At 72.6% G+C, this 21649-nt stretch carries 17 protein-coding genes and 4 pseudogenes; 8 read left to right on the forward strand and 13 right to left on the reverse strand.

All coding sequences use genetic code 11. The features are described from left to right. Nucleotides 1-5: 5 nt before the first annotated feature. Both SLINC_RS38725 and SLINC_RS38730 read right to left on the reverse strand, forming a co-directional pair. On the reverse strand, nucleotides 6-1229 hold the full coding sequence (locus SLINC_RS38725) for a cytochrome P450 (RefSeq protein WP_067443093.1): 1224 nt from the start codon (nucleotides 1227-1229) through the stop codon (nucleotides 6-8). 57 nt (nucleotides 1230-1286) lie between these two features. After that, the gene (locus tag SLINC_RS38730; RefSeq protein ID WP_067443094.1) at nucleotides 1287-2072 is read right to left on the reverse strand and encodes an N-formylglutamate amidohydrolase; all 786 of its coding nucleotides are present in this window, start codon (nucleotides 2070-2072) and stop codon (nucleotides 1287-1289) included. 49 nt (nucleotides 2073-2121) lie between these two features. On the opposite strand from SLINC_RS38730, the gene SLINC_RS38735 reads away from it, so the two are divergent. Beyond that, nucleotides 2122-2463 carry a DUF5713 family protein gene (locus SLINC_RS38735; protein WP_067443095.1) on the forward strand — a complete coding sequence of 114 codons (342 nt, stop codon included), beginning with the start codon at nucleotides 2122-2124 and terminating at the stop codon, nucleotides 2461-2463. 90 nt (nucleotides 2464-2553) lie between these two features. On the opposite strand, the gene SLINC_RS38740 is transcribed toward SLINC_RS38735, so the two are convergent. The 4 genes from SLINC_RS38740 to SLINC_RS38755 all read right to left on the reverse strand — a co-directional run bounded on the left by SLINC_RS38740 (nucleotide 2554) and on the right by SLINC_RS38755 (nucleotide 8768). Continuing rightward, entirely contained in the window at nucleotides 2554-4770 is a 2217-nt protein-coding gene (locus SLINC_RS38740) for an NADP-dependent isocitrate dehydrogenase (protein ID WP_067443096.1), read from the reverse strand. A 175-nt stretch (nucleotides 4771-4945) separates the two neighbouring features. Further along, entirely contained in the window at nucleotides 4946-6031 is a 1086-nt protein-coding gene (locus tag SLINC_RS38745; RefSeq protein ID WP_067443097.1) for a mechanosensitive ion channel family protein, read from the reverse strand. Nucleotides 6032-6187: 156 nt separating this feature from the next. Further along, a complete protein-coding gene (locus SLINC_RS38750; protein ID WP_067443098.1) occupies nucleotides 6188-7735 on the reverse strand; it encodes an amino acid permease in 1548 nt (515 codons plus the stop codon). Between the two features lie 37 nt (nucleotides 7736-7772). Next, on the reverse strand, nucleotides 7773-8768 hold the full coding sequence (locus SLINC_RS38755) for a hypothetical protein (protein ID WP_067443099.1): 996 nt from the start codon (nucleotides 8766-8768) through the stop codon (nucleotides 7773-7775). A gap of 286 nt (nucleotides 8769-9054) precedes the next feature. On the opposite strand from SLINC_RS38755, the gene SLINC_RS38760 reads away from it, so the two are divergent. From SLINC_RS38760 to SLINC_RS38770, 3 genes are read left to right on the forward strand one after another with little or no spacing between them, the layout of a single operon-like run. Next, nucleotides 9055-10494, forward strand: coding sequence for an FGGY family carbohydrate kinase (locus SLINC_RS38760; protein WP_067443100.1), 1440 nt, complete (start codon nucleotides 9055-9057; stop codon nucleotides 10492-10494). Beyond that, on the forward strand, nucleotides 10491-11921 hold the full coding sequence (locus SLINC_RS38765) for an FAD-dependent oxidoreductase (protein WP_067443101.1): 1431 nt from the start codon (nucleotides 10491-10493) through the stop codon (nucleotides 11919-11921). The genes SLINC_RS38760 and SLINC_RS38765 overlap by 4 nt, the downstream gene beginning before the upstream one ends. Then, complete coding sequence (locus tag SLINC_RS38770; protein WP_067443102.1) at nucleotides 11918-13141, forward strand: NAD(P)/FAD-dependent oxidoreductase; 1224 nt, start codon at nucleotides 11918-11920, stop codon at nucleotides 13139-13141. Before SLINC_RS38765 ends, SLINC_RS38770 begins: the two co-directional genes overlap by 4 nt. Here SLINC_RS38770 and SLINC_RS38775 read toward each other — a convergent pair. Together SLINC_RS38775 and SLINC_RS38780 are read right to left on the reverse strand one after the other, a co-directional pair. Further along, nucleotides 13128-13892 (reverse strand): crotonase/enoyl-CoA hydratase family protein, encoded by a 765-nt coding sequence (locus SLINC_RS38775; RefSeq protein ID WP_067443103.1) that lies wholly within the window; start codon nucleotides 13890-13892, stop codon nucleotides 13128-13130. The genes SLINC_RS38770 and SLINC_RS38775 overlap by 14 nt on opposite strands. Nucleotides 13893-13950: 58 nt before the next feature. Then, nucleotides 13951-14943: a lysylphosphatidylglycerol synthase transmembrane domain-containing protein gene (locus SLINC_RS38780; RefSeq protein ID WP_225988441.1), complete on the reverse strand. Its 993-nt coding sequence runs from the start codon at nucleotides 14941-14943 to the stop codon at nucleotides 13951-13953. Between the two features lie 243 nt (nucleotides 14944-15186). Between SLINC_RS38780 and SLINC_RS38785 the strand changes: the two genes are divergently transcribed. Next, nucleotides 15187-17103 carry an ABC transporter ATP-binding protein gene (locus SLINC_RS38785; protein ID WP_107406902.1) on the forward strand — a complete coding sequence of 639 codons (1917 nt, stop codon included), beginning with the start codon at nucleotides 15187-15189 and terminating at the stop codon, nucleotides 17101-17103. 85 nt (nucleotides 17104-17188) lie between these two features. Beyond that, nucleotides 17189-17311, forward strand: a pseudogene (locus tag SLINC_RS46630) (DUF4383 domain-containing protein); the annotation flags it as partial. 10 nt (nucleotides 17312-17321) lie between these two features. On the opposite strand, the gene SLINC_RS38790 reads toward SLINC_RS46630, so the two are convergent. The 5 genes and pseudogenes from SLINC_RS38790 to SLINC_RS38800 form a co-directional block, all read right to left on the reverse strand. Beyond that, nucleotides 17322-18503 (reverse strand): PP2C family protein-serine/threonine phosphatase, encoded by a 1182-nt coding sequence (locus SLINC_RS38790; RefSeq protein ID WP_375141536.1) that lies wholly within the window; start codon nucleotides 18501-18503, stop codon nucleotides 17322-17324. Nucleotides 18504-18861: 358 nt separating this feature from the next. Beyond that, nucleotides 18862-18999: pseudogene (locus SLINC_RS48210) on the reverse strand (YceI family protein); the annotation flags it as partial. Between the two features lie 43 nt (nucleotides 19000-19042). After that, nucleotides 19043-19327: pseudogene (locus SLINC_RS46635) on the reverse strand (carboxypeptidase-like regulatory domain-containing protein); the annotation flags it as partial. 35 nt (nucleotides 19328-19362) lie between these two features. Beyond that, nucleotides 19363-19572, reverse strand: a pseudogene (locus SLINC_RS38795) (hypothetical protein); the annotation flags it as partial. A 116-nt stretch (nucleotides 19573-19688) separates the two neighbouring features. Further along, nucleotides 19689-20279 carry a TetR/AcrR family transcriptional regulator gene (locus SLINC_RS38800; RefSeq protein ID WP_067443107.1) on the reverse strand — a complete coding sequence of 197 codons (591 nt, stop codon included), beginning with the start codon at nucleotides 20277-20279 and terminating at the stop codon, nucleotides 19689-19691. Between the two features lie 240 nt (nucleotides 20280-20519). Here SLINC_RS38800 and panD point away from each other — a divergent pair, with 240 nt between their 5' ends. Beyond that, nucleotides 20520-20939, forward strand: coding sequence for an aspartate 1-decarboxylase (panD, locus tag SLINC_RS38805; protein WP_067443108.1), 420 nt, complete (start codon nucleotides 20520-20522; stop codon nucleotides 20937-20939). A 50-nt stretch (nucleotides 20940-20989) separates the two neighbouring features. Continuing rightward, a complete protein-coding gene (locus tag SLINC_RS38810; protein ID WP_067443109.1) occupies nucleotides 20990-21334 on the forward strand; it encodes a GNAT family N-acetyltransferase in 345 nt (114 codons plus the stop codon). The last annotated feature ends 315 nt before the right edge of the window (nucleotides 21335-21649 follow it).

Genomic DNA, 21649 nt, shown 5'->3' on the forward strand with positions numbered 1-21649 from the left:
GGCCCTCACCAGGTGACGGGCAGGGTCTGCGGCCCGCGGATCATCGTCTTCCGGCGCCAGAGCACCTGGTCGGCGGGGACCGCGAGCCGCAGCCCCGGCAACCGGTCCAGCAGGGTGCCGACGAGCAGTTCGGTCTGCATCCGGGCGAGGACGGCACCGGTGCAGTGGTGCGGGCCGTTGCCGAACGCCAGGTGCGGGTTGGGATCGCGGTCCACGTCGATGCGTTCCGGGTCCGGGAACACCGCCGGGTCCCGGTTGGCGGCCAGGTAGGAGACGTACACCGCGTCCCCCGCGGCGATCCGGTGCCCGTGCAGTTCGACGTCCTCCAGAGCGATCCGGGCGAGACCCACCGAGGTGCGGTGCGGGATGTGGCGCAGGAGCTCGTCGACGGCGGCGGCCCGCGCCCCGGGCTCCTCCCGCATCCGGGCCATCAGCTCGGGGCGGGTCAGCACCAGGTACAGCAGCTGGCCGCAGTTGTGGGTGACGGCCTCACCGCCGATCTGGAGCGGACCGGCGAGACCGACCGCCTCGTCCGCACCGATGTCACCGCGGGCCACGGCCGCGCCGAGCAGGGAGTACACGTCGTCGCCGGTGCTGTGCGCGCGGGCCCGGACGGTGTCAGTGATCCACCCGTACAGACCGCACTTCGCCCGCTCGGCCGCCTCGGCGCCGCCGGACGTGGAGATGATCGTCCGCGTCCAGGCGTGCACCCGCTCCCGGTCGGCGGCGGGTACCCCCATGACCTCGCTGACGAGCGCGACGGGAAAGGGTTCGAGGACCCGCTCCACGAGATCGGCCGGGGGCCCGGCCCGCACCATCCCGTCGACCAGCCCGTCGAGCATCTCCTGCGCCCGGGGCCGCAGCCGCTTCGCCGCCCCCACGGTGAACGCTCCCGCGACCGCCCTGCGCAGCCGGTTGTGGTCCGGCTGGTCGGCGAACGCGAGCGAACCGGGCCTCGGCTTGAAGTGCGGGGCCAGCCGGGTGACCTGGCGGCCGGTGACCTCCGCCCGGCTGAACCGCGGATCGTTGGTGATCGTCTTCACGTCGTCGTAGCGGGTGGCCAGCCACGCCCAGCCCTCGCCGTGCGGCAGCTGGATGCGGGTCAGCGGCCCCTCCCGCATGAACTCGGCGAGCAGGGGGTCGAACTCCGTCCCCTTCAGATCGAGCGCGGGCCAGTGCCGCACGGGCGGCGGCGCCTGCGGGGTCAGCGTGGTGGTCTCCTCGGTCATGCCCCCACCCTCACCGCGGCCCGGACGCCTGTCGCGCGGAAGTGCTCCAGCCGGAGGTCAGCCCACCGCGTCCACGAGCGCGGCCAGCGCCCGCGCGAGCCGGCCGAGCCCCGGCCCGGCCGGCCCGCCCGGCTCCGCCATGTAGGTGTCCCGGCGGATCTCCACCATCAGCGCGCTCACCCGGGGATCACGGCCGTAGAACTCCAGGGGTACGTACGTCCCGCTGAACGGGCTGTCGACACCGGCCTCCCCGAACGCCTCCCGGGCCGCGGCGAGCAGCCGGGGCGGGGTGTGGAACGCGTCGGTGCCGAGGCAGACCGGGGGCCGGGGCCCGTCACCGTGCAGTTCGTACGGCAGCGCCCGGGTCGGATACGAGTGCACGTCGATGATCACGGCACGCCCCGTGGCCGCCAGCCGCTCCGCCACGGCCTCCGTCATGGCCTGTGCGTACGGCCGGAAGTACCGCTCGATCAGCGGCCCCGCCTCGAAGCCGGCCGGCCGCAGCGCCTCCCGGTGCGTGGTCCGCGTGTACACGGCCCCCATCCCGACGGCGAGCATCTCCTCCCGCTCGTCCGGAAACCGCTCCGGATCCACGACCAGCCGCGACAGCCGGTTCACGAACCGCCAGGGTGCCGTCCCGGCCGACGTGGCCGCGCCCCCGGCGATCTCCGCGGTGTGCGCGTCCACGATGTGATCGAGCTCCCACTCCAGCGCCCCGTCGTCCAGCACGATCCCCGCCCGCACCTCGGGCGGCACCTCCCGCGAGGAGTGCGGCACATGCAGGATCACGGGGGAGTCGTCGGCGCCGGGCAGGAGGTCGAAGGACGGTGCGGCGGAGGTCATGCGCGGCTGCTCCCGGGGCGTTGTCAGTGGCGTCATGCATGATCGCAGCATGTCTCTCAGCAACCAGCAGGTGTCCGCGTATCCCTTCCTCAAGGCGCTCTACCGGGACGCCTACTACCCCGACCATGTGGTGGACCGGGGCAGGGACGTCCTGCTGCGGCTGTGCGCGCGCATCGAGACCGACCGGCCCGCCGACCTGGCGGCGCTGTACGCGCTGACCCACACGGCCACCGAGGAGTTCAACGATCTCCAGACCGCCTTCGAGGAGGCCGACAGCGAGATCGAGACCGTGGCGCGTGAGGCGATCGCCGAGGACTTCTGGTTCGTGGCACGGGCCTACGGCTTCGCGGACGTCGACCACGAGGAGCTGATAGCCACGCGGGACTGGTGAGGCGCCGCGCACGGCTCCGCCCCGGTCGGTTGGTCGCCGGCCGGGGCGGAGTCAGGGATGGTGCGGTGCCTCAGGGGCCCGTGGGTCGGGTCAGAGGGAGGCGAGGGCCTCGTTCCACGTCGTCGACGGGCGCATGATCGCGGCGGCCTTGGCCGGGTCGGGCTGGTAGTAGCCGCCGATCTCGGCGTGGCTGCCCTGGACGGCGTTCAGCTCGTCGACGATCTTCTGCTCGTTGGTGGCGAGCGTCTCGGCGAGCGGGGCGAAGGCCTTGGCCAGGTCGGCGTCCTCGGTCTGCTGGGCCAGCTCCTGCGCCCAGTAGAAGGAGAGGTAGAAGTGGCTGCCGCGGTTGTCGATGCCGCCGACGCGACGGGTCGGGGACTTGTCCTCGTTGAGGAAGGTCGCCGTGGCGCGGTCGAGGGTGTCGGCGAGGACCTTGGCCCGGGTGTTGCCGGTGGCCGTGGCGAACTGCTCCAGGGACGGGACCAGCGCGAAGAACTCACCGAGGGAGTCCCAGCGCAGGTAGTTCTCCTTGACCAGCTGCTGGACGTGCTTGGGCGCGGAACCGCCGGCGCCCGTCTCGAACAGGCCGCCGCCCGCCATCAGCGGGACGACCGACAGCATCTTGGCGCTGGTGCCCAGCTCCAGGATCGGGAACAGGTCGGTCAGGTAGTCACGCAGGACGTTGCCGGTCACCGAGATGGTGTTCTCGCCGCGGCGGATGCGCTCCACCGACAGCTTGGTGGCCTCGACGGGGGCGAGGACACGGATGTCCAGGCCCTCGGTGTCGTGCTCCGCCAGGTACTCGTCGACCTTGGCGATCAGGTTGGCGTCGTGCGCGCGGGTCTCGTCCAGCCAGAACACCGCCGGGTCGCCGGTGGCGCGGGCGCGGGTGACGGCCAGCTTCACCCAGTCCCGGATCGGGGCGTCCTTGGTCTGGCAGGCGCGGAAGATGTCACCGGCGGAGACCGGCTGCTCGATGACGGCGTCGCCGTTCTGGTCGACCAGGCGGACCGTGCCCGTGACCGGGACCTCGAAGGTCTTGTCGTGGCTGCCGTACTCCTCGGCCTTCTGCGCCATGAGGCCGACGTTCGGGACGGAACCCATGGTCGACGGGTCGTAGGCGCCGTTGGCACGGCAGTCGTCGATCACGGCCTGGTAGACACCGGCGTAGGAGGAGTCCGGCAGCACCGCGAGGGTGTCGGCCTCCTGGCCGTCCGGGCCCCACATGTGGCCGGAGGTGCGGATCATGGCCGGCATCGAGGCGTCGACGATCACGTCGGACGGCACGTGCAGGTTGGTGATGCCCTTGTCGGAGTCGACCATGGCCAGCTCCGGGCCCTCGGCGAGCTCGGCGTCGAAGGACGCCTTGATCTCGGCACCCTCCGGCAGGCCCTCAAGGCCCTTGTAGATCCCGCCCAGGCCGTCGTTCGGGGACAGGCCGGCCGCGGCCAGCGCCTCGCCGTACTTCGCGAAGGTCTTCGGGAAGAAGGCGCGCACCACGTGACCGAAGACGATCGGGTCGGAGACCTTCATCATCGTGGCCTTGAGGTGCACGGAGAACAGCACACCCTCGGCCTTGGCCCGGGCGATCTGCGCGGTCAGGAACTCGCGCAGCGGCGCGACGTGCATGACGGAGGCGTCGACGACCTCGCCCGCGCGGACCGGTACCGACTCGCGCAGGACGGTGGTGGAGCCGTCGTCGCCGACCAGCTCGATCCTCAGCGAGCCCGCCTCGGAGATCACGACGGACTTCTCGGTGGAGCGGAAGTCGTCCACGCCCATGGTCGCCACGTTGGTCTTGGACTCGGAGGTCCAGGCGCCCATGCGGTGCGGGTGGTTCTTGGCGTAGTTCTTGACCGAGGCGGGGGCGCGCCGGTCGGAGTTGCCCTCACGCAGGACCGGGTTGACCGCGGAGCCCTTGATCTTGTCGTAGCGGGACTGGATCTCCCGCTCCTCGTCGGTCTTCGGGTCGTCCGGGTAGTCGGGCAGCGCGTAGCCCTGCGCCTGAAGCTCGGCGACGGCGGCCTTGAGCTGCGGGATGGACGCCGAGATGTTCGGCAGCTTGATGATGTTGGCCTCGGGCGTCTTGGCCAGCTCGCCCAGCTCCGCCAGCGCGTCCGGGATCCGCTGGTCCTCGGTGAGGTACTCCGGGAACACGGCGATGATGCGCCCGGCCAGCGAGATGTCCCGCGTCTGCACGGCGACACCCGCCTGCGAGGCGTACGCCTGGACCACCGGCAGGAAGGAATACGTCGCCAGGGCCGGGGCCTCGTCAGTGTGCGTATAGATGATGGTCGAGTCAGTCACCGGGTGCTCCGCTCCACGTCTGCAACATTGCTCGACATCAAGATATCTCGTGACCGTCCCGGGCTCGACAGGGGTCCGCGTCCGGTTCAGGACACACCGTGTCCGGTTCGGGACCTGTCGGGCCCGGTGCAGAGCACGCCGGACCCGATTCGGGACGGGTCGGGGACCCCCGGGATCAGTCGATCCGGGCGGCGGGCACCTCGCCCGGCTCGATCAGGGGCTCCGCGCCGCGCTGCTGCGGGATCGACACCGAGCCCTGCTGGAGGGCCACCGTGCGGGCGGGGGCCGGGATCCGGATGCCCTCGGCGCGGTAGCGCTTGTGCAGGCGCTTGATGAACTCGTGCTTGATCCGGTACTGGTCGCTGAACTCGCCGACGCCCAGGATCACCGTGAAGCCGATGCGCGAGTCGCCGAAGGTGTGGAAGCGGATGATCGGCTCGTGGTTCGGCAGGGCGCCCTCGACCTCGGTCATCACCTCGCCGATGATCTCGTTCGTCACCCGCTCGACGTGGTCCAGGTCGCTGTCGTAGGCCACTCCGGCCTGGAGCAGGATCGTCAGCTCCTGCTCGGGACGCATGAAGTTGGTCATGTTCGTCCTGGCGAGCTCCCCGTTGGGGATCACGACCAGGTTGTTGGACAGGTTGCGGACCGTCGTCTGGCGCCAGTTGATGTCCTCGACATAGCCCTCCTCACCGCTGCTCAGCTGGATGTAGTCGCCCGGCTGGACGGTCTTGGAAGCGAGGATGTGGATGCCCGCGAAGAGGTTGGCCAGGGTGTCCTGGAGGGCCAGCGCGACCGCGAGGCCGCCGACACCGAGGGCGGTGAGCATCGGCGCTATGGAGATGCCCAGGGTCTGGAGCACCACCAGGAAGCCGATGGCCAGGACCAGCACCCGGGTGATGTTGACGAAGATCGTGGCCGATCCGGCGACACCCGAGCGGGACGCGGTGACCGTCCGCACCAGTCCGGCCACCAGCCGGGCCGCCGCCACCGTGACGACGAAGATCAGCAGCACGGTCAGGACCTGGTTGACGGTGCGCTGGACCGCCGAGGTCAGCGGCAGCGCCGCGGCCGCCACGGCCACACCGCCCGCGATCGCCGCCGAGGGCACCACGGTTCTGAGCGCGGCCACGATGACGTCGTCGCCGTTCCACGAGGTGCGGCCGGCGTGCTTGCCCAGCCACTTGAGGAGCATGCGCAGCAGGAACGCCGCCACCAGCCCCGCGACCACCGCGATTCCGCCGACGACCAGGTCGTCCATGGTGAGATCCCGTTCAATTGCCGCCACGTTGCCACCTGTTCGAATTGCTGGATGTGCGATCGCGCGAGCCGTGAAGGTTTCGTGGCCGCGCGAGCGCTCATCCTGCCGTATCCGGTACAGGAGTTCGTACCGCGCCCGGCGCCGGATCGCCGGGTTTCAGACGATGCCCTCGGCCAGTTCGGCCTGTTCCCGGTCGGAGTAGGCGGCCGCGGTGGGCGTCCCGTACGAACGGCGGGCGACGAACCACCACACGGTCGCCAGGACCAGCACGACGGCGAGGGCGACGGACGCGTAGTTCATGGTGTCCACGGTCACCGGCGAGGACTGCGGCAGACAGAACAGAACCGTCACACAGGCCACCCACGTCACAGCCGTCCATCCGATCGGCTTGCTCCACCGCCCCAGGCTCCAGGGACCTGGCTGGAAACGGTCGCCCGCGCGCAGCCGCAGCAGGATGGGAATGGCGTACGCCGGTGTGATGCCGATGACATTGATGGCCGTCACCGCGCCGTACGCCGTGGGCGAGTACAGCGAGGGCACCGCGAGGAGGCAGGCCACCGCGACCGACAGCCAGACGGCGGGCACCGGGGTCCGGGTCCGGTCGCTGACCTTGCGCCACAGCGCGGAGCCCGGCAGGGCCTTGTCCCGGCTGAACGCGAACACCATCCGGCTGGCCGCCGCGACCTCGGCGTTGCCGCAGAACAGCTGGGCCACGATCACGACGAGCAGCAGCGCGCTCGCACCGTCCGTGCCCAGCCCGTCGAGCAGGATCTGCGCGGGCGGCACCCCGGTCTCGCTGGCCCGCGTGGCGTCGTAGTCCTGGATGGCGAAGGTGAGTCCGGCCAGCAGCACGAAGCCGGCGATCCACGACACCCAGATGGAGCGCACGATGCCCTGCGCGGCCGCCACCGAGGCGTTGGAGGTCTCCTCGGACAGATGGGCCGAGGCGTCGTAGCCGGAGAACGTGTACTGCGCGAGCAGCAGGCCGATCGCGGCGACGTAGATGGGATTCGACCAGCCGGTGTCGTTGACGAACTCGGTGAACACGAAGGACGGGGACTGGTGGTGGTCGGGGACGATCGCCAGCGTGCCCACGATGAGGGCGACGCCCGCCAGGTGCCACCACACGGAGATCGAGTTGAGCACGGAGACCAGCCGCACACCGAACAGGTTCAGTACGGCGTGCAGCAGCAGGATCACCATGAAGATCAGCATCGTCTTCTCCGGCGTCGGCTCGAAGCCCCACTGGAGGTTCAGGAAGGCGCCGGTGAACAGGGCGGCGCCGTAGTCGATACCGGCGATCGCGCCGAGCAGACCGAGCAGGTTCAGCCAGCCCGTGTACCAGCCCCAGCGGCGGCCGCCGAGCCGGTCGGCCATGTAGTACAGGGCGCCGGACGTCGGATACGCGCTGGTGACCTCCGCCAGCGCGAGTCCCACGCACAGCACGAACAGACCGACGCCCGCCCAGCCCCACAGCATCACGGCGGGTCCGCCGGCGCCCATGCCGAAGCCGTACAGGGTCATGCAGCCGGACAGGATGGAGATCACCGAGAAGCTGATCGCGAAGTTCCCGAACCCGCCCATGCGGCGGGCCAGCACCGGCCGGTAGCCGAGTTCGCGCAGGCGTCGTTCCTCGTCGTGGTGCGGTGCTCCCGGAGTTGTCGGTGGTATCGGTGTTTTCGACGAGTCGGGGGTGGGTGACATGCGGCGACCTCCAACGGGGGGAGTACGGGGGTGGGTGTCAGGAGTCCGGGTCGTGGGCCGCCGACCGGCTGCGCGCACGGGCCTGGAGGAAGACCTCCACGGCCTGGGACCGGTCGCCCGGGTCCGCGGTGCGGTGGGCCCAGGGCAGGGGCGTGTAGTAGGGGCCGAGCGCGTCGAACACCCGGGCCGCGTCCTCGAACCGGAGCGCTCCCCACAGGGCGTGGGCCAGGTGGTTGAGGTCGAGCGGGGTGCGTTCGACGGGCGTGGAACGCTCGAACCAGTTCACACACGCCTGCTCGGCCTCGCGGACGGCGTCCTCGGCGACCCAGTGCAGATCGAGGGCGGCCAGCTGCCCGCCGCCGCGCCGGTAGCGCTCGACCCGGACGTAGAGCGGCAGGACGTGCAGCGCGGAGCCCGGCGGGGCGGTGTCGGCGACCCAGTGCGCGAAGCCGGACGCCTCGGCGAGCCGCTCGCTGCCCGCCTGCGCGTACAGGAACTGGAGCACCCGGTGGTGGGCCTCGCGGTTGTGCGGATCGCGCTTGTCGGCCTCGGCGAGCAGACCCCACGGGCCGGCCGGCAGCATCGGCTCGGGCGGCGGGACCCGGTGCTCCTCCCACAGCTGTCTGCGGTCCAGCTGGGCGAGCGCAAGCAGACACACCCAGGGCACCGGGTCGTGGGGTGCGGCCCGGGTGGCGGCGTCACTGACGTCCCAGGCCTCGATCCACAGTTCATGCGTACGGCGGTGTTCCTCGCGCCGTGCCCGCAGTGCCCGCTCCACGGCCACCCGGGCCTGCATCACCGCGGCCGGGACGCTGTGCGGATCCTCGGCGAGCCAGGCCCGCACCACGTCGGTGCCCGCCGCCGCCGCGGCCAGGACCTGGGTGCGCTGCGTCCACTGCCACCAGGTCGCGGTGTCCTCCAGCAGGGTGCGCATCGACATCCAGCGCCCGGTGCGCACCTCCTGGAGCGCGGCGCGCAATTCGGTGTCGGGACCCGCGGGGTCGTAGGCGGGTCGTGCTCCGTCTCTGGCCATCAGCCGCCCGCCCCGGACTCAGGGTCGGGCAGGACAGCGGGATGGAGTAACAACACCCCTCCTTTGGGTGGGAGTTGAGGAGATCACGTGGACGGCGGTCACTATAGGGGTGCGCCATGTGTGGCACCCACCGTTCCCCCATCCTTGCGAACTCTTTTGCACCCACGTCCAGTTGACTGGCCACCAACCAGTGAACGGGGCCAGGTCGTCGCAGGTGAGGGGCCCTTGACGCGACGCGAGCGACGACGGCAGGCTGTCGGACCGGCGATCACTCAGGGAGGGCGTGATGACGGGTCCGGTGCTCGCCGTCGACCAGGGCACGTCCGGCACCAAGGCCCTGGTGATCTGTCCCGAACGCGGCGTCATCGGCAGCGGGTTCGCCGCCGTACGGCCCCGCCATCTGCCCGGCGGCCTGGTGGAGGCCGACCCCCGCGAGCTGTACGACTCGGTGGGCGACGCCGGGAGCCGGGCGCTTGCCGAGGCGGGGGAACCCGTCGTCGCGCTGGGCCTCGCCAACCAGGGCGAGACCGTACTGGCCTGGGATCCCGCCTCCGGCCGCCCGCTCACCGACGCCCTCGTCTGGCAGGACCGCCGCGCCGAGACCGTGTGCGCCGAACTCGCCGACCACGCCGACGAGTTGCGCCACCTCACCGGCCTGCCGCTCGACCCGTACTTCGCCGCGCCCAAAATGGCCTGGATACGACGTCACCTGACCGGCGAGGGCGTGGTCACCACCAGTGATTCCTGGCTGGTCCACCGCCTCACCGGCGCCTACGTCACGGACGTGGCGACCGCCGGCCGCACCCAGCTCCTCGACCTGGACGAGGCGGCCTGGTCGCCCCGCGCACGGGAGCTGTACGGGCTGTCCGCCGAGCGCCTGCCGGAGGTCGTAGACAACGCCGGGTTCGTCGGGACGACCACCGCCTTCGGACCCGAGATCCCGCTCACCGGGCTCGCCGTCGACCAGCAGGCCGCCCTGCTCGCCCAGCGGATCACCACGCCCGGCGGCGCCAAGTGCACCTACGGAACAGGGGCGTTCCTCCTCGCCCACACCGGCGGCACACCCCGTCGCGGCACCTCCGGGCTGGTCAGCTGTGTCGCCTGGCGGCTCGCCGGCCGCACCGCCTACTGCCTCGACGGCCAGGTCTACACGGCCGCCTCCGCCGTCCGCTGGCTCACCGACCTCGGCGTCATCCGGGGCGCCGCGGACCTCGACACGGTGGGCGGCGCCGTACCGGACAGCGGCGGGGTCGTGTTCGTGCCGGCCCTCGCCGGGCTCGCCGCCCCCTGGTGGCGCGGCGACCTGCGCGGCTCGCTCACCGGGCTCGGCCTCGACACGGGTCCCGGCCATGTGGTGCGCGCCCTGTGCGAAGGACTCGCGGCCCAGGTCGTGGAGCTCACCGAGGCCGCCGCGACCGACCTCGGCGCACCCCTGGAGGTGCTGCGCGTCGACGGCGGCCTGACCCGCTCGGCGCTGCTCATGCAGACCCAGGCCGACCTGCTGCAACGCCCCGTCGAGGTGTCCGCCCTGCCCGACGCCACCGCCCTCGGCGTGGGCGCCCTGGCCCGCCTCGGCGCCGAACCCGGCCTGGAGGTGGCCGAGGCGCTGCCGGACTGGAAGCCCGCCGCCGTGTACGAGCCGCGCGTTTCGGCCGACGCGGCCGCCGCGCGCCTGGCCCGCTTCCGCGCCGCCGTGACGGCCCTGCTCGACGGGCCGCCCGGATGACGGTCACCGCGCACGGCCCCCTGCCCGCCACGCCGTACGACGTGACGGTCGTCGGCGCCGGAGTCGTCGGCTCGGCCGTCGCCCGCGAACTCGCCCGCCACCCCGAACTCCGCGTGGCCCTCGTGGAGGCGCAGGACGACGTCGGACAGGGCACCTCGAAGGCCAACACCGCGATCCTGCACACCGGTTTCGACGCGGTCCCCGGCTCCCTGGAGGCGCGGCTGGTCCGCGAGGGCGCCCGGCTGCTGGCCGCGTACGCCGCCGAGTCCGGCATCCCCGTCGAGCCCGTCGGCGCCCTGCTCGTGGCCTGGGACGAGGAGCAACACGCAGCCCTCCCCGGCCTGTTGGAGAAGGCCGAGCGCAACCACTACCGGGACGCCCGGCTGGTGGGCCCCGCCGAGCTGTACGCGCGCGAACCGGACCTCGGTCCTGGCGCTCTCGGAGCCCTGCACGTGCCCGGCGAGAGCATCATCTGCCCCTGGACGACGACCCTGGCGTACGCCACCCAGGCGGTGCGGGCCGGCGCCGACCTGCACCTCAACTGCCGGGTAGAGCGGGCGAGTCGGCAGGACGGGGCCCATGTGCTGCGCACCACCCGGGGCACCCTGCGTACCCGCCTGCTGGTCAACGCGGCCGGACTGCACGCCGACACCCTCGACCGCGCCCTCGGCCACGACGACTTCACCGTCACCCCCCGCCGAGGACAGCTCCTCGTCTTCGACAAGCTCGCCCGCTCCCTGGTCCGCCACATCCTGCTCCCCGTCCCCACGGCCCTCGGCAAGGGCGTCCTGGTCGCCCCGACCGTGTACGGCACCGTCCTGCTCGGCCCCACCGCCGAGGACCTGGACGACAAGCGGGACACCGGTTCCACCGCCGAAGGGCTCGCCCTGCTGCGGGAGAAGGGCGGCCGTGTCCTGCCCGCCCTGCTCGACGAGGAGGTCACCGCCGTCTACGCGGGCCTGCGCGCCGCCACCGAGCAGGACGACTACCGCATCACCGCCCACCCCGAGGAGGGGTACGTCACGGTGGGCGGCATCCGCTCCACCGGACTGACGGCCTCACTCGCCATCGCCTCGTACGTCACCGACCTGCTCCCCGGTCTCGGACCCACCCGGGAACTGGAACCGGTCCGCATGCCCAATCTCGGCGAGGCCTTTCCCCGCCCCTACCAACGGCCCGAACTCATCGCCGCCGACCCGGAGTACGGCACCCTCGTCTGCCACTGCGAGCGCGTCTCCCGCGGCGAGATCCGCGACGCCCTCGCCGCCACGATCCCCCCGGCCGGCCTCGACGGCCTGCGCCGCCGCACCCGGGCCCGGGCGGGCCGCTGCCAGGGGTTCTACTGCGGGGCGGCGGTGCGGGCGCTGTTCGAGGAGACCCGCCGGGCGAGCGCGGTGGGGGAGCCGTTCGAGGAGGCCCGGCCATGACGGACGTACGCGAGGTCGATGTCCTCGTCGTCGGCGCCGGGCCCGCCGGGCTCGCGGCCGCCGCCCGTCTCGCCGCCGCGGGCGTGGGCCGCGTCGAGGTGCTGGACCGGGAGAGGCAGGCCGGGGGAGTGCCACGGCACTGCGCGCACGGCGGCTTCGGCACCTGGTCGCGCCCGCTGACCGGTCCCGCGTACGCCCGCCGCCTCGTCGCCGCCGCCGAACGAGCCGGGGCCGTCGTCCGCACGGGCGTGACCGCCCTCGACTGGGCGGGACCCCTGGCCCTGCACACCGTCGGCCCGCACGGTCCCGAAACGATCGCCGCCCGGGCCGTCGTCCTGGCCACCGGCGCCCGCGAACGGCCACGCACCGCACGGCTGGTGCCCGGCACCCGGCCCGCCGGGGTGTACACCACGGGGGAACTCCAGCAGGCGGTGCACCTGTACGGACAGCGCGTCGGCGCGCGGGCGGTGGTCGTCGGCGCGGAGGACGTCTCCTATGCCGCCGCCGACACCGTACGGGCCGCCGGGGCCAGGGTCGTCGCGATGGTCACGGACCTGCCCCGGGCCCAGACCGCACCCGCCCGCGCCCTCGACTCCCGCCTGCGACACGGCGCTGTGCTGCTGACCGGCACCACCGTGGCCGACCTCCTGGGCCACGGGCGGCTGTCCGGTGTGCGCGTGCGGCACCGCGACGGCAGGACGGCCGTACTGCCGTGCGACACCGTCGTGTTCACCGGCGACTTCGTGCCCGACCACGAACTGGCCCGGCGCGGTGGGCTGACCCTCGACGCCGGAACCCGTGGTCCGGCCGTCGACGGCTCGCTGCACACCTCGCGGCCGGGCGTGTACGCCGTCGGCAGTGTCCTGCACGCCGTGGAGAGTGCGGCCACGGCGGCCCGGGAGGGCGCCCACGTGGCGCGTACCGTCCTGGACACGCTCGCCGGAGCCGAGCGGCCCGCCGGCGTGCCCCTGGTCGTCGACCCGCCCCTGCGCTGGATCGCCCCGAACCGTGTCACCCCGGCCGACGGCCTGCCGTACGTCCTGCGCACCACGGCCTTCCTGTCCCGTGCCGTCGCGGAGGTCACCCAGGACGGCCGGCCCCTGCACCGCGAACGGCTCGGGGCGGCGGTCCCCAACCGCACACTCGGGCTGACGGCACGCTGGACCTCCCGCGTCGACCCCGGGGGCGGGCCGGTGCGGGTGGGGCTCACAGGTCGGTGAAGGACCCGTGCCGTCCCGCGCCCGAGGCGAACCGCGCGGCGCCCTCCAGACTCTCCGTCAACACGTCCATGCCGTGCCGGAGTTCGCTCCGCATCGCGGGTGTCTCCTCCAGGCCCTCCTGGTCCAGTACGGAGGCCCGGTCGCCGCGCAGACAGGACTGCGGGAAGCGGGCGATCTCCGCGGCGAGCCGCTCCGCCTCGGCGCGGGCGGTACCGGGGGCCACGACCCGGTTGGCGAGGCCCATCCCGTAGGCCTCCGGGGCCGGTACCGGCCGTCCCGTGAGGATCATGTCCAGCGCGCGGCTCGTACCGATCAGCCGGGGCAGTCGTACCGTACCGCCGTCGATCAGGGGGACGCCCCAGCGGCGGCAGAACACCCCGAAGACCGCGTCCTCCTCGGCGACCCGCAGATCGCACCAGAGCGCCAGCTCCAGGCCGCCGGCCACGGCGTGGCCCGCGACCGCGGCGATCACCGGCTTGGACAGCCGCAGCCGGGTCGGCCCCATCGGACCGTCGCCGTCCTCCGCGACCCGGTTGCCGCGCTCGGTGCCGAGTGCCTTGAGGTCCGCGCCCGCGCAGAACGTGCCGCCCTCGCCCCACAGCACCGCCACCCGGGCCTCCTCGTCGGCCTCGAACCGGCGGAAGGCGGCGGTGAGTTCGGCGGCGGTCGGGCCGTCCACCGCGTTGCGGACGGCGGGGCGGGAGAGGACGACCGTGGTGACGTGCCCCTCGCGTTCGGTGCGGACCGGCATGGCGGAGCCCCTTTCGGCGCGTCGGGGCAGCCAGGTTACTCGCCGGTCGGGACCGGGTTCAGATCACTTTCATGCGTACCAGCGCGCCCAGGGTCAACGCCCCCGGCAGCAGCGGCAGCCAGACGGTGATGATCCGGAAGGCCAGCACCACGGCCGTCGCCACGGCCGCAGGGCCGCCCGCCGCCACCAGCGCCACGACGAGCGCCGCCTCGACGGACCCGATGCCGCCCGGAGTGGGGATCAGCGCGACCGCCACCGTCGCCGCCAGATACGCGACCGCCATGTGCATCGGCGGCACCGGCAGGCCCAACGACTGCCCCACGGCGACCAGTACGGACGCCTGGAGCGCGGGGAAGGCGAGCGAGCCGCCCCACAGGGCGAACGCACGGGCCGGGCGGGTGTGCACCTCGCGCGCCTCGCCGAGCGCGGTGCGCAGGAAGGAGCACGCGCCCGTCCGTAGCCGCCGCACCGACACCAGCACGATCGCCGCCACGGCCAGCGCCGCGCCGATGGCGAGCAGGAGCGGGCCCGCGGCCTGCTCGGGGAGCAGGACGGAGAGCCGCAGCGCGTCCGGGAAGGCGACGAGCAGCACGGCCAGCAGACCCACCCTGCCCACCGTCTCGGCCAGCAGATACAGCGCGAGCGCGGCGGAGGAGCGGGCCAGCGGCAGCCCGCACACCGTCATGAAGCGCAGATTGACCGCGCCCGCGCCGAGGCCGGTCGGCAGCAGGTGGTTGGCCGCGCCGGCGGCGAACTGCGTGGCCAGCAGACGGCGTTTGGGCAGCGCCTCGACCACGGCGCCCTGCCGTGTGAAGGAGGCGGCCACCCAGGTCAGACAGGTGGCGCCGACGGCGGCGAGCAGCCAGGGCCACTCCGCCGTACGCAGATGACGGAAGCCCTCGGCGAGCACGGAGCGGTGCTGCACGGCCACGACGGAGACCAGCAGGAGCGGAAGCAGACACAGGATCTGCCGTAGGCGACGGGCCGGGACGCGTCGGGGGAGTCGTCCCGGGGAGACATGGGTGCTTTCGGGGAGTTGTACCGCAGTCACATCGGGAGAGGGTCCCCATGCCCCGCCAACTGCGGGTTGCGTCATTGGAGACAGAGGCTTACGTGCGGTCATCGAGTCCTTCGGGCGGGGAGGCGGCATGCGGGGAACGGACGTGCCGGATGCCATTGTGCGGGGAATTGCTGTATATGGGGGAGGTGCTGTGTGAGGGGTCACTGTGCGAGTGGCCACCCTTCGCTCCTTGACCTCAAGAATGCTTGAGGTTCTAACGTCTCCGTCATGAGCATGGAGACCACAGCCTGGACGCAGCTCCAGACCGTCATGAACGCCCAGCAGGAGCGCCGCCCCCTCGCCCGCGCCACGCTGCGCCGCATCGGCACGTTCGCCCGCCCGCACCGCCGCCGTATCGCCCGCTTCGTGGCGCTCGGGGTGCTGACCGCACTGCTCGCCGTCGCCACCCCCGTCCTCGCCGGACGCGTCGTCAACACGATCGTGTCGGGCGGTGACGAGGGCGCGGTCGTCCGGCTTGCCCTGCTCATCGCCCTGATCGCGGTCGCGGAGGCGGCGCTCGGCATCCTCGCCCGCCGCCTGTCGGCGACGCTCGGGGAGGGCCTCATCCTCGATCTGCGGACGGCTGTGTTCGATCATGTGCAGCGCATGCCGGTCGCGTTCTTCACACGCACTCGTACGGGAGCGCTGGTCTCCCGACTCAACAACGACGTCATCGGCGCCCAGCGCGCCTTCAGCAACACCCTGTCCGGAGTGGTCAGCAACCTGGTCACGCTGCTGCTCACGCTCGCCGTGATGCTCACCCTGTCCTGGCAGATCACCCTGCTCGCCCTGGTGCTGCTGCCGGTGTTCGTGATCCCGGCCCGGCGCATGGGCCGCCGGATGGCCGCGATGCAGCGGGAGGCGGCGGCGCTGAACGCGGCCATGGGCACCCGGATGACCGAGCGCTTCTCCGCCCCGGGTGCCACCCTGGTCAAGCTCTTCGGCCGCCCCGAGGAGGAGTCCGAGGAGTTCGCGGCCCGCGCCGGCCGCGTCCGGGACATCGGTGTGAAGACCGCCATGGCCCAGTCCGTGTTCATCACCGCCCTCACCCTGGTCTCCGCCCTGGCCCTGGCGCTGGTCTACGGCCTCGGCGGCTTCTTCGCCCTGCGCGGCACTCTCGACCCGGGCGCCGTCGTGGCCCTCGCCCTGCTGCTGACCCGCCTGTACGCCCCGCTCACCGCACTCGCCGGCGCCCGCGTCGAGGTGATGAGCGCCCTCGTCAGCTTCGAGCGTGTGTTCGAGGTGCTCGATCTCAAGCCGTTGATCGAGGACAAGCCGGACGCCCGCGAGGTCCCCGACGGCCCGGTCTCCGTCGAGTTCGACACCGTCCGCTTCGGCTACCCGTCCGCCGACAAGGTCTCCCTCGCCTCCCTGGAGGAGGTCGCCGCCCTCGACACCCGCGGCGGCACCGAGGTCCTGCACGGCATCTCCTTCCGCGCCGAACCCGGCCAGACCGTCGCCCTCGTCGGCTCCTCCGGCGCCGGCAAGTCGACGGTGGCCCAGCTGCTGCCCCGCCTGTACGACGTCGACGAGGGCGCCGTACGCGTCGGCGGCGTCGACGTCCGTGACCTGAGCGCCGGCTCACTGCGCGGCACCCTCGGCATGGTCACCCAGGACGGCCACCTCTTCCACGACACCGTCCGCGCCAACCTCCTCCTCGCCCGGCCCGCCGCCACGGAGGAGGAGGTGTGGGACGCCCTGCGCCGCTCCCGCCTCGACGGCCTCGTCCGCTCCCTGCCCGACGGCCTCGACACCGTCGTCGGGGAACGCGGCTACCGGCTCTCCGGCGGCGAACGCCAGCGCATGACCATCGCCCGCCTCCTCCTGGCCCGCCAGCGCGTCGTCATCCTCGACGAGGCCACCGCCCACCTCGACAACACCTCGGAGGCCGCCGTCCAGGAAGCCCTCGCGGAGGCACTCCAGGGCAGGACGGCCGTCGTCATCGCCCACCGCCTCTCCACGATCCGCGGCGCCGACCTGATCCTGGTCGTGGAGGCCGGCCACATCGTGGAACGCGGCACCCACGAGGAACTCCTCGCGGCCGGCGGCCGCTACGCCGAGCTCCACCGCACCCAGTTCGGCCGGACCCCGGAGGCAGCGGACACGGCCGCGGCGACGAACGGGAAGCACCGGGTCACCATCCCCACATAGGGACTACGGGGGACTATGAGGGGCCCGAGAGGGCATCACTGCCCGGCGCCGGACGGCTACCGTCCGGCGTAGGGCATGGCATGGGCTGCACAACCTCGTCCACCTGCTGTTCGGGATCGCGGGCCTGGCCATGGCCCGCACCGCCTCCGGCGCCCGGGCGTTCCTGCCGGCCGGCGGCGCGGTGTACCTCGTGCTGTGGCTGTACGGCCCGCCCCGTTTCAGGGGACGAGGTTTTCCGGGTGGCCGCCGCGCCACTCGGTGAGCAGGACGGTGGCGTCGTCCTCCAGAGTTCCGTCGTGGTGCTCCAGTACGGCCGCCATGAGGCGGCGCAGGGTCTCGTGCAGGGTGTGCCGGCCGGAGTGGTGGCGGCGGACGAAGTCGATGAAACGGTCCCGGCCGAACCGCCCGCCGCGGGCGTCGCGGGCCTCGACGACGCCGTCGGTGTACAGCAACAGGCGGTCACCGGGCTGGAGTTGCTCCGTGCGCTGCTGTACGGGGAGTCCCAGACCCGCTCCCATCGGGCCGGCCGGGGGACAGGCCAGTTCGCTGGTCCACCGGTTGTCGCGCAGCAGGATCGGCAGGGGATGTCCGCGGTTGGTCCAGGTCAGCCGGCCGGTCGCGAGATCCAGATCGGCCAGGATGCCCGTGACGTAGCGGCTCGTGCCGAACTGCTCGACCAGGGTCTCCTCCACCTGCCGGCCGGTGCCGACGAGCGAGGCCCCTTGGCGGCGGGCGTTGCGGCAGGCGGCCACGGCGACGTTGGCGGTGATCCCGGCCGTGGTGTCGTGCCCCATGGCGTCGAAGACCGCGAGGTGGAGGGTGCGGTCGGCCACGGCGTAGTCGAAGGCGTCGCCGCCGAACTGATAGGCGGGCTCCATCACGGCCCCCACGGTGGCCTCGCGCCCGGCGAAGGCGTTCGGCGGAGTGAGGTTCCACTGCATCTCCGCGGCCACGTTCATCGGCTCGGTGCGCACCAGACGGGCGAAGGAGTCACTGAAGGACCGCTTGCTCAGCAGCAACAGGGCTGTCATCGAAGCCAGTTCGCGCAGGGCCCGACGCGTGGGTTCGTCGTCACCGTCGGTGTCCGCGCGCAGCACGCCCAGCCGCTCCACGCCGTCGTTGATGGCCACCCACCAGCGTCGACGGCCCCGGGGGCCGCCTGTCCGCTCCTGTTCGGTGATCAGGTCCACCCGCTGGTAGGCCTGGCCGGGCAGGCTGCCCTGCACGGTGAACTCCTGCCCGCCACCCCCGGCGTTGGGCCCCGCGCCGGTCAGCTGCCGCAGCACCGTCTCCCGGATGTCCACCACCAGCACGACCGTGTCGTGCATACCGGCCGCGGCGGCGTGCCGGGCGATGAGGTCCGGAAGCTGCTCGAGGGTGACCGTGTGGCTGGCCTGCATCAGCCGTATCAGCGACGCTGCGGCACAGTCCGCCACGATGTCACCCTCCCTTCCGCTCGCGGGCCGGGTACCCGCCCCCGGCCCCCGCACGCAGGCTCCACCGGGGCGATACGTGCGCGGCGTGCCCTACGGGCTACACGCCCCCGGCCCCGATCGCCGGCCCCTGCCGACAGCGAAGGGAGCACCACGTGAGAAGCGCCGACTGCTCGTCCGGGCGGGGCAGACGCTGTACGTCCCCGCGGGCACCCTGCACAGCTTCGGCCCGGGCACGCTCGTCCACGAGATCGAGCAGACCTCGGACCTCACCGCGCTGGTGCTCGCCAGCGCGGGAGCACCCACGAGACGCTCTACCGAACCGTCAGGCGACGGGCGGCAGTTGGTCGCCCTGGACGGCCTGGATGTCGAGCTCCACGCGCAGGGTGGCGCCGATGGCCGCGATGCCGGCCTGGACGACCTGGTTGTAGTTCATCGCGAAGTCCTCGCGCCGCAGTTCGGTGGGCCACGCCCTGCACCTGGGCACCGGACAGCAGCCGGACCTCGACCCGGGTCACCCCGGGGCCGGAGATCTGGACGGGCAGCGCGGTGGGCCTGCGGCCGCTCGCGTCGACGGCGACCGTGAGATCACCGGCGGGCAGTTCGGGGACGGAGAAGGCGCCCTCGTGGTCGGACTTGACCGTCGCCGGCACCTCGCCGCGCACATCGGTGACGACGATCAGCGCGCCCTCGACCGGCCAGCCGCCGTCCCCGTCCCGCACGGTGCCGGCCAGCCCGCTGGTGCCGGAGAACCGTACGTCGTACGTCACCGGTTCCTCGCCCACCACCACGGTGGCCGCCTGCGGCTCTGCTCGACGACCGTCTTGACGACCCGCGCGGTCGCGGGGGAGCGCTGGTCCAGCAGGTCGCAGGCTTTCTGGGCCTCGGTGCCGGGGATGGAGAAGGACGAGGCGCCCGCGGAGGGGGCGTTGAACGCCGCGACGCCCGCGACGGCCGGCAGCGCCGCCCGGAACAGGGCGATGAAGTGGCGTCGCCGGAAGGCGAATCGGCCGAGTTCGTACAGGAAGGTGGCCACGGGACGTACTCCCGGTCAGTCGTGGGGGTGTGCGGGGCGGGGTGACCGGCCCGACGACGTGAGCGGTGTCGTGTCAGGTACGGCTGGAATGGGGGTGTTGCCGGGGACCGAGGGGGTCACACGCCGAGGGCGGGGAGGACCACGGCGTCGAGGTAGGTCCGGAAGAACGCCTGCGTCGGCGGCCGGTCCTCGATCACGGCGCAGGTGATCATGGCGCCGAGCATCATGTGGGGCACGTAGTCCAACGCGGAGTTGTCCGCTCGGACTTCGCCGCGGTCGACGGCGCGCCGGAGCACCCGGTTGAACTCGTCCAGCTCCGGTTCTATGAGCAGTTCGCGGAAGGCACGTCTGAGGTCCGGGTTGTGGTGCATGGCCATGGCCAGCGCGCGCATCAACGCGGACATCTCCTCCAGGGCGGCGTCGTTCTCCTGGGACAGCAGGGCGTCGAAGTCGCCCCGCAGCGATCCGGTGTCGACGTCGGCGATGCTGCCGGGCTTGTGGTGGCGCATCGCGCGGGCGACCAGCTCGGCCTTGCCGCCCCACTGCCGGTACAGCGTCGCCTTGCTGGACCGGGTGCGCGCGGCCACGGTGTCCATGGTCAGCGAGTCGTAGCCGACCTCTCGGAGCAGGTCGAGCACGGCCCCGTACAGCTCGGCCTCGCGCTCCGGCGTGATCCGGCCGCGACGGGGCGCTGCGACCTCCGTCATCCCCACTCACCTCCCGCGTGAACGAAACGGTTTCGTACGGACGGTCCATACGCCCCCGACCATACTCCGAAAACTACGAAAACGAAACCGTTTCGTACATGAGTCGACGGGCGTCCGTCGTCCGTAATGACGTGACCGGGATCTCGATGCGGCTTCGGGCCGCCGGTCCCTACGCTGGTCGACACCACAGCCCTTGACCCGCGCGAGCGGGCAGGGAGCCGAGAATCCGGGAGTGCATCCATGCTGCGCACCATGTTCAAGTCCAAGATCCACCGCGCCACCGTCACCCAGGCCGACCTGCACTACGTGGGATCGGTGACCATCGACGCGGACCTCCTCGACGCCGCCGACCTGCTGCCCGGCGAGCTCGTCCACATCGTCGACATCACCAACGGCGCCCGCCTGGAGACGTACGTCATCGAGGGCGCACGCGGCTCGGGCGTCATCGGCATCAACGGAGCGGCGGCGCACCTCGTCCACCCCGGCGACCTGGTGATCATCATCAGTTACGCTCAGATGACCGACGCCGAGGCGCGGGAGTTCGAGCCCCGGGTCGTGCACGTGGACCGCGACAACCGCATCGTGGCCCTGGGCGCCGACCCGTCCGAGCCGGTGCCGGGCTCGGACCAGGAGCGCAGCCCGCAGGCCGTCCCGGCCTGACCCATCGACCCTCGACGGCCGTCGACGGCCGCCGGACCAGGAGCGTGCCCATGAGCGACATCGATATCCGCGACGACCGGGCGGCGGGCCGCCTGGAGGCGGTCGGCGGCGGCGAAGTCGTCGGCCGCATCGAGTACTTCGTCCTCGACGCCCCCGCCACCGCGCTCGTCCCCGTCCACACGATCGTCGAACCCGCCCACGAGGGACACGGCATCGCCGGCTCTCTGGCCCGCGAGCTGTACGCCATCGCCGCGCGCGAGGGCGTGGCCGTCGCCCCTCTCTGCCCGTACGTCGTCAAGTGGGCCGAACGCCATCCCGACGAGGCTCCGGCCGCCGGGGCCGAGCTGCTGGACGCGGCCAAGCAGTGGCTGAGGGAGCACCCCGAACGGTTCTGAACAGCGGACACGCGCGTGGCCGCCCGGCCCATGCGGGCGCGCTCCGTGTTTGGTCCCGACGGGTGACTGCCGGCGCGGGTGCCGGGTACGCGGGGGAGGAGTCCAGAGAGCCGACGTTCACCACTGGCTGGAGGACACCATGACCAACCCGTACCCGGACCCCGTCCACCCGGGCCCTACGCCCGGACCGGACCCCGAGCCGCCCCCGGTCCCGACACCGGAGCCGCCTCCGGGCCCGGAACCGACACCGCCCGCCCCGCCGAGCCCGCCTCCCGGCCCGCGCCCGGTGCCGGATCCTGACCCGTCCCCGATCCC

Source organism: Streptomyces lincolnensis (genome assembly GCF_001685355.1).
Classification (GTDB): Bacteria; Actinomycetota; Actinomycetes; order Streptomycetales; family Streptomycetaceae; genus Streptomyces; species Streptomyces lincolnensis.

What these genes read in the sequence shown, in the direction of transcription:
- SLINC_RS38760 (WP_067443100.1), top strand. Translation starts at nt 9,055, where the DNA reads ATGACGGGTCCGGTGCTCGCCGTCGACCAGGGCACGTCCGGCACCAAG.
- SLINC_RS38790 (WP_375141536.1), bottom strand. Translation starts at nt 18,503, where the DNA reads ATGCAGGCCAGCCACACGGTCACCCTCGAGCAGCTTCCGGACCTCATC.
- SLINC_RS38730 (WP_067443094.1), bottom strand. Translation starts at nt 2,072, where the DNA reads ATGACCTCCGCCGCACCGTCCTTCGACCTCCTGCCCGGCGCCGACGAC.
- SLINC_RS38735 (WP_067443095.1), top strand. Translation starts at nt 2,122, where the DNA reads ATGTCTCTCAGCAACCAGCAGGTGTCCGCGTATCCCTTCCTCAAGGCG.
- SLINC_RS38755 (WP_067443099.1), bottom strand. Translation starts at nt 8,768, where the DNA reads ATGGCCAGAGACGGAGCACGACCCGCCTACGACCCCGCGGGTCCCGAC.
- SLINC_RS38745 (WP_067443097.1), bottom strand. Translation starts at nt 6,031, where the DNA reads ATGGACGACCTGGTCGTCGGCGGAATCGCGGTGGTCGCGGGGCTGGTG.
- SLINC_RS38810 (WP_067443109.1), top strand. Translation starts at nt 20,990, where the DNA reads ATGAGCGACATCGATATCCGCGACGACCGGGCGGCGGGCCGCCTGGAG.
- SLINC_RS38750 (WP_067443098.1), bottom strand. Translation starts at nt 7,735, where the DNA reads ATGTCACCCACCCCCGACTCGTCGAAAACACCGATACCACCGACAACT.
- SLINC_RS38775 (WP_067443103.1), bottom strand. Translation starts at nt 13,892, where the DNA reads ATGCCGGTCCGCACCGAACGCGAGGGGCACGTCACCACGGTCGTCCTC.
- SLINC_RS38765 (WP_067443101.1), top strand. Translation starts at nt 10,491, where the DNA reads ATGACGGTCACCGCGCACGGCCCCCTGCCCGCCACGCCGTACGACGTG.
- SLINC_RS38785 (WP_107406902.1), top strand. Translation starts at nt 15,187, where the DNA reads ATGGAGACCACAGCCTGGACGCAGCTCCAGACCGTCATGAACGCCCAG.
- SLINC_RS38800 (WP_067443107.1), bottom strand. Translation starts at nt 20,279, where the DNA reads ATGACGGAGGTCGCAGCGCCCCGTCGCGGCCGGATCACGCCGGAGCGC.
- SLINC_RS38770 (WP_067443102.1), top strand. Translation starts at nt 11,918, where the DNA reads ATGACGGACGTACGCGAGGTCGATGTCCTCGTCGTCGGCGCCGGGCCC.
- SLINC_RS38725 (WP_067443093.1), bottom strand. Translation starts at nt 1,229, where the DNA reads ATGACCGAGGAGACCACCACGCTGACCCCGCAGGCGCCGCCGCCCGTG.
- panD (WP_067443108.1), top strand. Translation starts at nt 20,520, where the DNA reads ATGCTGCGCACCATGTTCAAGTCCAAGATCCACCGCGCCACCGTCACC.